General features: G+C 38.2%; 11 protein-coding genes and 1 other RNA gene. 5 read left to right on the plus strand and 7 right to left on the minus strand.

Annotated elements, in window-relative coordinates; all coding sequences use genetic code 11:
* Positions 1-103 precede the first annotated feature (103 nt).
* Positions 104-1,771 carry a beta-carotene ketolase CrtO gene (gene crtO / locus CFPU101_RS02100; protein WP_206813662.1) on the plus strand — a complete coding sequence of 556 codons (1,668 nt, stop codon included), beginning with the start codon at positions 104-106 and terminating at the stop codon, positions 1,769-1,771.
* Here crtO and CFPU101_RS02105 read toward each other — a convergent pair.
* Positions 1,764-2,324, minus strand: coding sequence for a sugar O-acetyltransferase (locus CFPU101_RS02105; protein ID WP_206813663.1), 561 nt, complete (start codon positions 2,322-2,324; stop codon positions 1,764-1,766). The two genes, crtO and CFPU101_RS02105, sit on opposite strands and share 8 nt — an antisense overlap.
* Before the next feature lie 97 nt (positions 2,325-2,421).
* On the opposite strand from CFPU101_RS02105, the gene CFPU101_RS02110 reads away from it, so the two are divergent.
* Complete coding sequence (locus tag CFPU101_RS02110) at positions 2,422-3,009, plus strand: Uma2 family endonuclease (protein WP_206813664.1); 588 nt, start codon at positions 2,422-2,424, stop codon at positions 3,007-3,009.
* Here the strand turns inward: CFPU101_RS02110 and CFPU101_RS02115 are convergent.
* The 4 genes from CFPU101_RS02115 to CFPU101_RS02130 all read right to left on the minus strand — a co-directional run bounded on the left by CFPU101_RS02115 (position 2,964) and on the right by CFPU101_RS02130 (position 6,943).
* On the minus strand, positions 2,964-3,524 hold the full coding sequence (locus CFPU101_RS02115) for a hypothetical protein (protein WP_206813665.1): 561 nt from the start codon (positions 3,522-3,524) through the stop codon (positions 2,964-2,966). The genes CFPU101_RS02110 and CFPU101_RS02115 overlap by 46 nt on opposite strands.
* A 78-nt stretch (positions 3,525-3,602) precedes the next feature.
* An RNA gene (ffs, locus tag CFPU101_RS02120) (signal recognition particle sRNA small type) lies at positions 3,603-3,699 on the minus strand.
* A 26-nt stretch (positions 3,700-3,725) separates the two neighbouring features.
* Positions 3,726-5,996 (minus strand): hypothetical protein, encoded by a 2,271-nt coding sequence (locus CFPU101_RS02125; RefSeq protein ID WP_206813666.1) that lies wholly within the window; start codon positions 5,994-5,996, stop codon positions 3,726-3,728.
* Positions 5,993-6,943, minus strand: coding sequence for a homogentisate phytyltransferase (locus tag CFPU101_RS02130; RefSeq protein ID WP_206813667.1), 951 nt, complete (start codon positions 6,941-6,943; stop codon positions 5,993-5,995). The genes CFPU101_RS02125 and CFPU101_RS02130 overlap by 4 nt, the downstream gene beginning before the upstream one ends.
* Before the next feature lie 182 nt (positions 6,944-7,125).
* Between CFPU101_RS02130 and gcvH the strand changes: the two genes are divergently transcribed.
* The 3 genes from gcvH (at position 7,126) to CFPU101_RS02145 (ending at position 11,862) form a co-directional block, all read left to right on the plus strand.
* Positions 7,126-7,518: a glycine cleavage system protein GcvH gene (gcvH, locus tag CFPU101_RS02135; protein WP_206813668.1), complete on the plus strand. Its 393-nt coding sequence runs from the start codon at positions 7,126-7,128 to the stop codon at positions 7,516-7,518.
* A gap of 221 nt (positions 7,519-7,739) precedes the next feature.
* Complete coding sequence (gene mfd / locus CFPU101_RS02140) at positions 7,740-11,234, plus strand: transcription-repair coupling factor (RefSeq protein ID WP_206813669.1); 3,495 nt, start codon at positions 7,740-7,742, stop codon at positions 11,232-11,234.
* 121 nt (positions 11,235-11,355) lie between these two features.
* Positions 11,356-11,862 carry a DUF4385 domain-containing protein gene (locus CFPU101_RS02145; RefSeq protein ID WP_206813670.1) on the plus strand — a complete coding sequence of 169 codons (507 nt, stop codon included), beginning with the start codon at positions 11,356-11,358 and terminating at the stop codon, positions 11,860-11,862.
* Between the two features lie 131 nt (positions 11,863-11,993).
* On the opposite strand, the gene CFPU101_RS02150 is transcribed toward CFPU101_RS02145, so the two are convergent.
* A complete protein-coding gene (locus CFPU101_RS02150; protein WP_206813671.1) occupies positions 11,994-12,443 on the minus strand; it encodes a rhodanese-like domain-containing protein in 450 nt (149 codons plus the stop codon).
* 99 nt (positions 12,444-12,542) lie between these two features.
* The gene (locus tag CFPU101_RS02155; RefSeq protein ID WP_206813672.1) at positions 12,543-12,737 is read right to left on the minus strand and encodes a hypothetical protein; all 195 of its coding nucleotides are present in this window, start codon (positions 12,735-12,737) and stop codon (positions 12,543-12,545) included.
* Between the last annotated feature and the right edge of the window lie 66 nt (positions 12,738-12,803).

Genomic DNA, 12,803 nt, shown 5'->3' on the forward strand with positions numbered 1-12,803 from the left:
CTTTGTTATGTTGACCCATCAGTGAAAAATTGCTTGTTTTCCTGTCTTCGATCCGTATTTAAAAGCTCACATTTTACTTAAAATTCTTTTCTGATTATCTAGTATGGAAAATTACGATATTATTATCATTGGTGCAGGTCACAATGGTTTAACTTGTGCTGCTTATCTACTCAAAGCAGGATACAGCGTTCTACTCCTCGAAAAGCGTTCTGTTCCAGGTGGAGCAGCTACTACAGAAGAAATAATGCCACAAGAAGCCCCAGGATTTCGCTTCAATCGTTGTGCGATCGATCATGAATTTATTCATTTAGGCCCTGTGGTTCAAGAATTAGAATTAGAAAAATACGGACTCAAATATTTATTCTGTGATCCCGTTGTCTTCTGTCCTCACCCAGATGGTAAATACTTTTTAGGACATCGCTCAATTGAAAAAACCTGTGCTGAGATTGAACGTTTTAATTCCAGAGACGCGAAAAAGTATGCTGAATATATGGATTTTTGGCAACGTCTAATTAGTGGTATTATTCCTATTTTTAATGCGCCTCCTAAATCTTTATTAGATATTGTTGGAAACTACGACATTAAAAAAATTCAAGATCTATTTTCAGTGATGGGTAGTCCAAACGGAACGCTTGATTTATTCCGTACCATGCTCACCAGTGCCGAAGATCTACTAAATGAGTGGTTTGATAGCGAATTTCTTAAAGCTCCTCTAGCTAGATTAGCATCTGAACTCGGTGCGCCCCCCTCTCAGAAAAATTTAGCGATCGGTGCGATGATGATGGCAATGCGTCATCACCCTGGAATGGCTAGACCCGTAGGTGGTACAGGTGCATTAGTCGACGCTTTACTGAGACTGGTTAAATCGCATGGTGGTGTCGTTCTCACCGATCAAAGCGTTAAACAAATTCTAGTCGATGATGGTCGTGCAGTGGGTGTACAAGTAGCTAATGGGCAAGAATATCGAGCGAAACACGGTGTAATCTCGAATATTGATGCAAAACGCTTATTTTTACAAATGATGGATACTGCGGATGTCGATTCAGCCGACCCCAATCTTAGAGAAAGATTAGATCGTCGAATTGTCAATAATAACGAAACAATTCTTAAAATTGATTGCGCCCTTTCTGAACCGTTGCGCTTTGAACATCACGAACATCAAGACGAATATTTAATCGGCTCGGTTTTGATTGCAGATTCAGTAAAACAGGTGGAAATCGCTCACCAAGAACCGAATCTTGGCAGAATTCCAGACTCTGATCCTTCGTTTTATGTGGTGCAACCAACCACGCTCGATCCGACGATGGCACCACCTGGAAAACATACTCTTTGGATCGAATTTTTCGCCCCCTATGAAGTTGAAGGTCTTGAAGGAACGGGTCAAAATGGCACAGGTTGGACAGATGAGCTAAAAAATAAAGTAGCCGATCGCGTTCTTGATAAATTGGCTGATTACGCGCCCAACCTCAAAAATGCTTTAATAGCGCGTCAGGTCGAAAGTCCCGCCGAACTGGGTGAACGCTTAGGAGCCTATAACGGCAATTATTATCATATTGATATGACTTTAGAACAAATGATCCTATTCCGACCCCTACCAGAGATCGCCAACTATCAAACACCGATCAAAGGATTGTATCTCACAGGTGCGGGAACTCATCCAGGTGGCTCTATTTCGGGAATGCCTGGGCGAAACTGCGCTAATGTTTTTCTAGCTAATCAAAAACCAATAGCACAAATTGTAGAAAAAGTCAAGAGTGCCTTTGCTAGTTAGTTAGAGTTCGTATAATTCTACAGGGATTTCCAGCCGCAACTACATCGGCTGGAATATTTTTTGTTACTACACTTCCCGCACCGATCACACTGCGATCGCCTATTTTCACTCCTGGACACAAAATAACCCCACCACCGATCCAAACATAAGAACCGATCGTAATTGGTTTAGCATATTCTAATCCTTGTGAGCGAGTCGTCCAATCTAGCGGATGAGTTGCCGTATAGATTTGTACATTAGGCGCAATTAAAACAGAATCACCAATGATTACAGGTGCAACATCGAGAACAACGCAATTAAAATTAAAATATACATTCTCGCCGACTGTTATATTAAAACCATAATCGCAATAGAAAGGCGGTTCAATCCAAAAATTTTGACCTTGGGTACCAATGAGTTTTTTAAGAATATCTTGACGGTATTCCGTATCATCGGGACGAGAATCATTGTATTGCTTTAAGAGTAAACGACATTGAAGGCGATCAGCAATTAATTCTAGAGCGAAAGAATTGTAGAGTTCACCCGCGATCATTTTTTCTTTTTCGGTTTTCATAGGGATGTAAAGTTAAAATCTATTTTGAATATAACCGTCTCATGGCTTGAAAATAGGAACGCCATCTAAAATATAAATAAAGTATTAGAGGATAATTATGGTTGCTATTCAAGATACTTATTACATGACTCCCGAAGAATATTTTATTTGGGAGGAACAACAACCGATTAAATACGAGTATATTGATGGTCTAGTTTTTGCCATGACTGGCGGGACTATTCCTCATAATGAAATTACGATCAATTTAGCAACATTAATCAAAAACCATTTAAGAGGTAAAAAGTGTAAAGTTTTAGGAACAGATGCTAAAGTTGGAATATCAGAAGCAGGGCCGTTTCATTATCCAGATGTGATGGTCAGTTGTGATGAAAGAGATAGACAAGCAATAAAAGTTATTGAGCATCCTTGTTTGATTATTGAGGTACTTTCTCCAAGCACAGAAGCTTTTGATCGGGGTAAAAAGTTTCAAAACTATCGTCAGATTCCAAGTTTAAAAGAATATGTATTAGTCAGTGCAGAACAGATGATGATTGAGTGTTTTCGTCTTAATGCTCATGGAATTTGGGAACTATATACTTATACTCAAGGAGAAGAATTAGAATTAAATAGCATCAATCTTCGGTGTGTAGTCGATTCAATCTATGAAGATGTAATTTTAATTAGTAGTGAAGAGACGAAGGAATGATCTAAGCAGTTTTTAATAATTTCCCTAAAGAGAACGGAGGCAACTTCCCATAAGAATAAACCAAAATACAAGGCAATACTAATACTGATAAATGTAATCGTCAAAAAAAGTGACAAGGCAAGATTAAAATTTACTCCACTTTCTGCTAAAACTTGTACCCATTTACCATTGCCCAAACCTAATCCTAGCCCAGAAACAGTACCCACACCAGCACAAAAAATTGCATCTACAGAAGGAACATGACCGTGTGATGGATCTTCTAAAGGATCACCTAAAACACCTGCTTTTGCTAGGGTTAAACCAAAAGCAAAACCTAAACAGGTAGCTAAAAACGTAGGAAACAGAGTTATTTTAATTTGATTTTTCCAAGTTGTATCAACTGAGCGCAAATATGAAGTAAGCGTAAACGTAAAAGCAAACGTGAAGGCAACCGTAAGAGCCGAGTAGTAACTAAAAGTCCAAGCTAAAGGTATTTTATAACCACCCGTCAAACTGACGACTATTCTAAAAAACAAGGAAGCTATAGGAATTCCTAATGTAAGCAGGAAACCTATACCAATCAATATACCAATCATCTTGTCTAACAAAAACCAAAAGACCCGGAGATTACGCCTACTACAAGCATCCCGTATTGCTGCTGCCTTCCGGCCCTGACAAGATTTGAGCGTTGTAATCGCATAAGTCCGAGTCAATATCTAGAATAACACATCCCCTGTCTAAAAATCTGCTAAAACAATCTTATCTTTAACAAAAGTAATTTCTTGCCCTCCGACAGTTACCTGTGCATCTAATCCCGTTCCCGTAACCTTAACTGCGGGTGCTTTACCTTTTTGGACTGTCATCACCACAAAAAAGTGATCCTCACCTTTGGCTAAAATCTTGTTACCTGTAGCTGTTTTTTGTAAGTAAATTTGTACTGACTTTGGAGTGATAAAGGTTCCTTGCATTGTTGCACCATTATTTGATAAAAGGGTAAAAGTATTATTTTTGATTGACACTTGTTCTTTTGTGTGCATTACCCAAATTTTTTCTTTAAATTCTTTTTCTTTGATTGAACCGATAAACTGATCGACAACGACAAATAACCCTGGTGAACCTGACTTACCGCTATAATCGACTGCAAAGGAACGAATCGAACGAACCCCCACAAGTGGATCACTTAAGGGGCGAACGATCGGATTTGTCAGTACACTCACAATTCCCGAACCATCGAGACGCGACTGAAAAACAATTGATTTGCCTGTTTGCCAAGGTTTAACATTCGGCAAGACAACCACATTCTCATCATCCCATTGTCCATCAGACGAGCCAGGAATTGCCCAACGTCCCCCTAAACCCCAGATCCGAAAACTACCCACATCGGGAAACTTCCAAGATTCAGCTAAGGGTTGCTGTAGAGTATAAATACTTGCGATGAAATCATCATTATCTTGCCATCGATTCCGAAACACATAAAATCCCTTTTCTTCATCTACAAGAGTATGGTCGAAAATCTCGGCAGGATTGGTCAATTTAGATGATTCAGGATAACCCGCTAAGATATAGGCTGCTTCATAAGGCGATTGTATACCAAAACTGCGATCCCCATCTTCCCCAATTGAACGAGCAAACACCCACATCACGGCGGGTAACATAGATTCTGGAACTAAACCCAATCCCATCGCAAATAAAGATTTACCAGCATAATGGCGATGTCTCCCATAGGTGGCAATGGGTAAATTGGAATCAGAACTAAGCGATCGCATAACATAATGGGGTAACATCCAAGCTACATTAGTATCAGTCACTAAATCCTCCCCTAAAACCTTCTGTGTTGCTTGTAGGAAAGGAATCACAGAAATTACCCAAGGTTCTGTACTATAGTGATCCCCTTCTGTACCAAAACCCTGATTACCGATCGCAGTGGTCAAATATCGTTTAATATTTTGTTGGGAACGTTGCGCTAGATAGAGTGGAGATTGTCGTTTTAATGTCGCTTCATCGATTAGTAACGGATCATCTATAATTGCTAAAGCCGCTAATCCAGATGCACCTCTAGCCCTAGCTTGCCAGTTACTCCAAGGCGTACTATTCCAGCCCCCTTTTTTGGGTGAATCTCCTTTGAGAAGTTGATCCGCTTGACGATACAGCCATGTAGCGACTTGTTCTTGACGTTCTTTTCCCCATTGTTGATAACACAGATCGTATGCTAAGGCGACACCCGCAACGACGGCTGAGTGTTCAAGTATTCTATTTCCTGGGGTATTCATCGATTTTTCGACAATTCGCCAAGCTATTTCGGCACTTTTAGCATCTTCATTTAAGACAGCTTGTAAACAGTATCCTGTCGCGTGGTAGCCACCATTAGGAACATAACCACCATAATCAATCGGTTGTTTTAGGGATTGATTGAGTTGTGCAAGAATCGCTTTTCCGATTGGTGTTTTGGCTTTTTCTTGTAAACGAGAAACTTCATTTTTTCGGAAGATAAGGCGAGGATGTTCTTGCAGTTGAATCGGTTGGAAATTCGCTACAGGTTTTGGCCAAAGTGGGGTAATGATTCCTGTCACTTCTCCCTGTAAAGTTCGCTCATTATAGTTTCCTGTATAACTTCCCAGTAATTGATCTTTTGCTGGAACTAATTCGATTGTATATTGAGCATTTTCTAATGTTTTGCTCCAAGGTGAGGGTAGAATATTTAGATCAACATTCAATAACCAAGCATTATTTTTTTGAGTAACTTTTACGGTTCCTTGATGATCGACATCTGGGTTAAATTTTGGTGCATATCCCCAAACTTGCGGCTGACATTTACTCTGTTCACAGGATAAATATAAATTGATATCTTGAAAAATCAGTTTTTTATCTAACTCTCGCCACACCCCTTGTTTAAGTTTAAGATTAATATTACCTGACAACAGATTAGGATTAATTTGATTAAAGCTAGGAGCTTTTGCACTCCCAATAAATAATGTTAATAATGAGCCTAATAAATAGCTTTTTTTCATTGAATAATACAAGCAATTGGAAAAACTAAATATTCTAAAAAAAACAATTTCCAAATAAACTGATAAAATTGAGAGATTTCTTTTTTCTCTTCTAGATTAACGCTTTGACTCCGCCACCAAAGCAAAACGAGCAGAAATAGATGAGCAAAAATTAAAACCCATGAATTAACTTGTGGAACTTGAACAACTCCAGCTAATATTATTCCTAAATAACAAAAACTAATAATCCATAAAGCCAGTTTTAAAATCTTTTCCTTTCCTAAAATTAAAGTAAAAGTCGTGATTTGATATTGCCGATCGCCTTCTAAATCGGGAACATCTTTAAAAATCGCGATCGCCACAGTAAAGATTAAAACAAAAAGCGTCAATAGCCAAATCGAAAGCGGTAAAAAAGCTTGTCCTGAAAATAGCTGACTCAAATGGAGAAATAAACCTAAATTAATTACCACACCTCGAACCGTAAAAATACAAAAAGCAGCCCAGAGAGGAAACCGTTTTAAACGAAAAGGTGGTAAAGAATAAGCAGTTCCTAAAGTTAAACTAAGGCTAACTGTTGCGAATAACCATTGACCGAGTAAACTAGCTAGAATTAAAGATAAAATTCCTGAAAGAATAACGATTGTTTGACCCGTTTGTTTAGTAAACTCACCACTAGCAAGCGGTAAATGAGGTTTATTAATCTGATCGATTTCAATATCTTCTAACTGATTCAGACCAACAATATAAATATTTCCTAGAATACAACTTGACCAAACACCAAACACTTGAAAAAAAGTCTTTACTGTTAATTGATGCTGACTGGATGCCAAAGCAATACAAGAGAGAGCAAAAACGCTTAAACTGGTACCAATAATTGTATGAGGTCGAGAAAATTTCCAAAGACTATAGAACCAAGATGACGGATTTTGCCAAAATTTAAGCGGATAGGTCAACCGAACTTGACTCATAGCAATCTAACTTAATTTTTCTTTCAGCATAATCTGTTTCATCCCCCTAGGCCAAGACGGGATCTCAAAGATATAATTTTTTATGCTTAAGGTAATCATCTTAGCCTAATCCTGTCTGGATGACCATCACGAAGACAACAATGGTTAACTTATCCCAAAAATATAGAGATTGAGGAATTGGTATGGAACTAGAATACCCCGATGATCTAAGGTATTTGGATTCACATGAATATGTCCGTTTAGAAGGCGAAATTGCTATTGTAGGAATTAGTGCTTATGCAATTGACCAACTAGGGGATATTGTTTTTATCGAATTACCCGAATTAGGCGACTCTGTAGATGTCGGTGAACGTTTTGGTACAATTGAATCGGTTAAAGCGGTTGAAGAACTTTATCCCCCCGTCTCAGGTACTGTCGTCCAACGTAATGAAACGATCATTGAGACACCCGAACTTATTGGTGATGATCCCTATGGTGAAGGATGGTTACTGAAAGTCAGGGTGGAAAACCCAGATGATGAGTTAGCAGATACCCTGTCATCGGTTGAATATCGTTCTCATGTCGATGGAGAATGATTTGGTTATAAGCATCAATTTTTAGCGTTACAAAATGATGAGGGCTTGAGGGCAAGCCCCTATAATGATTTCAAAATAAGTCAAATGTTGTAGAAATTATCAAGTTTAAAATCTTTTTGTCGATCTATTAGGGTGGGTTTATCCCCAAAGCTTAAGAAAAATAGGTAAGCTATTACATATCTACGGTCGTCTTTTTTTGAAGTATTATCCACCCTCAATCTATGTCCTTCGCTTCCGTCATCCGCAACATTGAAAAATCTCCTCTCACGGCTGAACTGATCCAGAAATTAAAGCAAAACCAATCGCTGACTCTTACAGGCATTCCGAGACTTCCTAAAGGGATTGTGGCTTCTAGTATTGCTCGATCGCTACAGCAAAATCTATTTGTAGTTTGTGCAACCCTTGAAGAAGCTGGACGATGGGCGGTTCAATTAGAGGCGATGGGGTGGAAGAGTGTAAATTTTTATCCAACCTCGGAAGCGTCGCCCTACGAGCCATATAACCCCGAATCAGAGATGATTTGGGGACAGATGCAGGTCTTAGCAGGTGTCGGAAATGATCAAGGGAATTTTGCGATCATTACTACTGAAAAAGCCTTACAGCCACACCTTCCACCGAGTGATGTTTTTGCGTCCTACTGTCTTGAATTTAAACTCGGCATGACGCAAGATGCCAAAGATCTCGATCAAGCTTTTACTAAATTGGGGTATGAACGGGTTAATTTAGTTGAAATAGAGGGCCAATGGAGTCGCAGAGGCGATATTGTTGATATATTTCCTGTTTCTGCCGAATTACCCATCCGTTTAGAATGGTTTGGCGACGAATTAGAAAAGATCCGTGAATTTGATCCCGCTACACAACGATCGCTCGATGTAATCGATCATTTAATCCTAACACCCACCAGTTTTAATCCGATGATTGTCGATGCCATTAACCAACAGCATCAGACGTTAGAAAACTATTTATCCCCAGAAGAATTAGATTTACTCGAAACAGGTAACTATCCTAAAGGAATGCAACGCTTTTTAGGAATAGCGTTCCAAAATCCTGCTTCTTTACTCGACTATTTACCTCAACAAACCCTATGTGTTTTTGATGAAGTCGAACAATGTGAATCACATAGCGATCGTTGGTTAGAATATATCATCGAACAATGGCAAGATACCCCAAATCCTGTTCCTCAAATTCATCGTTCTTTTGAGAGTTCTTTAAAACTAGCCCAACAATTTTTAAATCTTTATTTATCTGAATTAACTGATGCTAATTCAACAGGTGTTAATCTCTCAAGTCGTTCGATTCCCATTACTCCACATCAATTTGCTAAACTCGCAGAAATCATCCGAGGAAAACGGGAAGTTTATAATGGACTTAATCTTAATCGTTATGCAACTTGGCTAATTTCTGCCCAACCGTCTCGCACTGTTTCATTATTACAAGAACACGATTGTCCTGCTCAATTTATTCCAAATCCTGAAGATTATCCCGCGATTGATAAACTGATTAATCAAAATACAGCCGTAGCCGTTAAATATTCAGGATTAGCCGAATTAGAAGGATTTATTTTACCTACATTTCGGATTGTTGTTGTTACAGATCGGGAGTTTTTTGGACAACACGTATTAGCTACAGCTGGCTACATCCGTAAGCGTCGTCGGGCTGCATCTACTCAAGTTGATGTCAATAAATTGCGTCCAGGTGATTATGTCGTACACAAACATAATGGAATTGGACGTTTTTTACAACTGGAGAGTTTAGATACACAATTAGGGCTAGGATCGCGGGAATATTTAGTTATAGAGTATGCAGATGGACTATTAAGAGTACCTGCGGATTCTTTGGATAATTTATCACGTTATCGCCATACCAGTGACCAACCACCACAACTGCATAAAATGACGGGTAAATCTTGGGAAGCGGTGAAAACGAAAGTCCGTAAATCCGTCAAAAAATTAGCTGTTGATCTGATGAATTTGTATGCTAAACGCTCTCAACAGACGGGTTTTGCCTATCCAATGGATACCCCTTGGCAAGTGGAACTAGAAGACTCTTTTCCCTATCAACCTACCCCCGATCAACTTAAAGCGATTCAAGATGTTAAACGAGATTTAGAAAACGAAAGACCAATGGATCGTTTAGTCTGTGGTGATGTGGGTTTTGGGAAAACAGAAGTAGCCATTCGAGCAATTTTTAAAGCCGTAACTGGTGGTAATAAACAAGTCGCTTTTTTAGCCCCGACAACCATTTTAACTCAGCAACATTATCACACTCTTAAAGAACGTTTTGCACCCTATCCGATTAATATTGGTTTACTAAATCGTTTTCGCACTGCTTCAGAAAGAAAAGATATTCTTAAACGCTTGGCAACAGGTGAATTAGATATCGTAGTGGGAACCCATCAACTACTTAGTAAAGAAGTCCAATACAAAGATTTAGGATTATTGGTGATCGATGAAGAACAACGGTTTGGAGTGGCACAAAAAGAGAAAATCAAAAGCTTAAAAACACAGGTTGATGTTTTAACTTTAACTGCAACTCCTATTCCAAGAACGCTGTATATGTCGATCTCTGGAATACGAGAAATGAGTTTAATTACCACACCTCCTCCGTCGCGTCGTCCAATTAAAACCCATCTTTCGGCGTATAATCCAGATGTAGTAAGAACGGCTATTCGCAATGAATTAGATCGCGGGGGACAAATTTTTTATGTTGTTCCCAGAGTCGAAGGAATTGAAGAAATTGCAGGAGAATTACAACAGATGGTAGCAAGTGCGAGAATTGCGATCGCACATGGACAAATGGACGAATCAAATCTAGAAACCACGATGTTAGCGTTTTCTAATGGAGAAGCTGATATCCTAGTCTGTACGACAATTATTGAATCAGGGTTAGATATTCCCAGAGTTAATACGATTATTGTGGAAGATTCCCAAAAATTCGGTTTATCTCAACTCTATCAATTACGAGGACGAGTCGGACGTTCAGGGATACAAGCTCATGCTTGGTTATTGTATCCTAATAAAGGGGAACTCAGCGAAAATGCGCGGGCTAGATTACGAGCTTTACAAGAATTTACACAACTGGGATCTGGATATCAACTCGCAACCAGAGATATGGAAATACGTGGAGTCGGGAACTTATTAGGAGCCGAACAATCTGGACAAATGGAAGCGATCGGCTTTGAGTTATATATGGATATGTTACAAGAAGCGATCCGAGAAATTCAAGGTCAAGAAATTCCAAAAGTCGATGATACACAAATTGATCTAAAACTCACAGCCTTTATTCCGACTGAATATATTCGCGATGTTGAGCAAAAAATGGATGCTTATCGGGCAATTAGTACCGCGAGTACGAAAAAAGATTTAGCACAAATTGCGGCCGATTTGAGCGATCGTTACGGAACTTTACCCTCACCTGTTGAACAGTTATTTAAAGTCATTGAACTCAAACATCTGGCTAAATCATTAGGTTTTTCTAAGATCAAAAGCGATGGGAAACAACACGTGAGCCTAGAAACACCGATGGAAGAACCCGCATGGAAATTATTACACGAAAACTTACCGCCCCATTTAAAATCGCGTTTTGTCTATACTCCTAAAAAAGTTACTGTACGCGGTTTAGGAGTAGTTAAACCTCAAGTACAACTCGAAAACCTCATCGACTGGCTAGGAAATATGCAAGGTGCTTTACCCGAAGCTACAGTCCAATTAGTTTGATCATTGCCCACCTCTTACGATTAATTAAAATCCAATTTATGAAGTATAACTTATGGATGATGACAGAATTGCTAATTATTTTTTAATTTAATCTATAACGTAGCAAATTATTTTAAAAATTGTGGCCGCTTTTGATTATTCATTAGATTTTAAAAATATTGATTTTCGTTCTTCACCAGAACTTTACAGAGTTGGTAAAGGCGAACAGGGAGTTTTACTCGTAGAACCCTATAAATCTGAAATATTACCCTACTGGCGATTTAAAACACCAGAAATTGCTAAAAAATCTAGTGAGGAAATTCATCAACTATTTCTCAATTATTTAGAACAAGATGATTTTATTGGCGCAGATATGGCTCGAAAATTCTTACAAATGGGTTATACGCGCTCGCGGCGTTATGCTAATCATAAAAGTGGTCGCAAGTATCAACAGAATCCCCAAAAAGCTGCAACTTTAGACGAACAAAAAAAACTTAGAAAAGAAATTTTACCTAACCAACTTGATGAAACTAAAGCTCAATCTGCTGAAATTTTTAAACTCAAATGGATAGAAGCCAAAACTAATCAAAAATATTTAGAATTGAAATTAAAACATGAACAAATGTATGAATCAAATTTGTTAAAATAACCTCTTCCCGCCTTCTTTTCCCTTTCCACCTCAGCCAAGCCCTCCCTTATGAGGAGAGGGGATGATAAGGAATATATTTTTATATATTAGAGAGGCAGGAAGAGAGGTTAAAATTAGTTATCACCGATTTTTTACTTCATGGTATTCTCAATTTGCTTTTCTTGTGCAAATTGATTTAAACGAGAAACTACGTTGTAATTATCGGGGCTGGGTGCATCTTCATTAGTTGCGATACCATCTACACTTCCACCAATTTTAATAAAATCATTAATTCCGCCTTGAAGTTCTGCAACTCTGGCAAAACCAGCTTGACGCAACATATTAGCCGCTTCTGCTGATTCTTCATCAGATGCACCGTAAACATAAATGTCACGATTATATTCTAAGCTAGATTCTGCTGTTTTTAATAAGTTATCCATTGGTACATTCATAGCACCTTGAATACGGCTTTGTCTAAATGCTTCACTATCACGAACATCAATAATAGTTAAAGCAGGTTCACCATTATTTAGACGTGATTTTAATTCGTGAGCAGTTGCATGATTACTAAATTCTTTGCTTTCAAGTTTTTGATCTTTCATGATTCTATAATCCTTAAATCTAAATTACATTAACTAAACTGTAGTGGATAACTTTTATGATTACTTCTCTCTGAAGAAAGAAAAAAAATAATTTAATGACTATTCTTTTTCATCATAAGAACTATCTCTACCTTGAGAACTTGTTTTAAGTTCTTTTGTTAAATCAATGTCAACATCTTCGGAAGCCGAACTATGTCTACCCTGATTTGCTTTTTGAGGATCTCCAGTCGGATGAATTTCAGCCTCTTCAGAGGCCAATCTATGTCTACCTTGACCTTCTTTATTGGCAGTCATAATACTTGTTTAAATTAAATTAGATCCCAAATATTAAGTCTATAGATTAAAAAATTATTTTTTATC

This window comes from Chroococcus sp. FPU101 (genome assembly GCF_017312365.1).
Taxonomy (GTDB): Bacteria; Cyanobacteriota; Cyanobacteriia; order Cyanobacteriales; family Microcystaceae; genus Chroococcus.

What these genes read in the sequence shown, in the direction of transcription:
- crtO (WP_206813662.1), top strand. Translation starts at nt 104, where the DNA reads ATGGAAAATTACGATATTATTATCATTGGTGCAGGTCACAATGGTTTA.
- CFPU101_RS02105 (WP_206813663.1), bottom strand. Translation starts at nt 2,324, where the DNA reads ATGAAAACCGAAAAAGAAAAAATGATCGCGGGTGAACTCTACAATTCT.
- CFPU101_RS02110 (WP_206813664.1), top strand. Translation starts at nt 2,422, where the DNA reads ATGGTTGCTATTCAAGATACTTATTACATGACTCCCGAAGAATATTTT.
- CFPU101_RS02125 (WP_206813666.1), bottom strand. Translation starts at nt 5,996, where the DNA reads ATGAAAAAAAGCTATTTATTAGGCTCATTATTAACATTATTTATTGGG.
- CFPU101_RS02130 (WP_206813667.1), bottom strand. Translation starts at nt 6,943, where the DNA reads ATGAGTCAAGTTCGGTTGACCTATCCGCTTAAATTTTGGCAAAATCCG.
- gcvH (WP_206813668.1), top strand. Translation starts at nt 7,126, where the DNA reads ATGGAACTAGAATACCCCGATGATCTAAGGTATTTGGATTCACATGAA.
- mfd (WP_206813669.1), top strand. Translation starts at nt 7,740, where the DNA reads ATGTCCTTCGCTTCCGTCATCCGCAACATTGAAAAATCTCCTCTCACG.
- CFPU101_RS02150 (WP_206813671.1), bottom strand. Translation starts at nt 12,443, where the DNA reads ATGAAAGATCAAAAACTTGAAAGCAAAGAATTTAGTAATCATGCAACT.
- CFPU101_RS02155 (WP_206813672.1), bottom strand. Translation starts at nt 12,737, where the DNA reads ATGACTGCCAATAAAGAAGGTCAAGGTAGACATAGATTGGCCTCTGAA.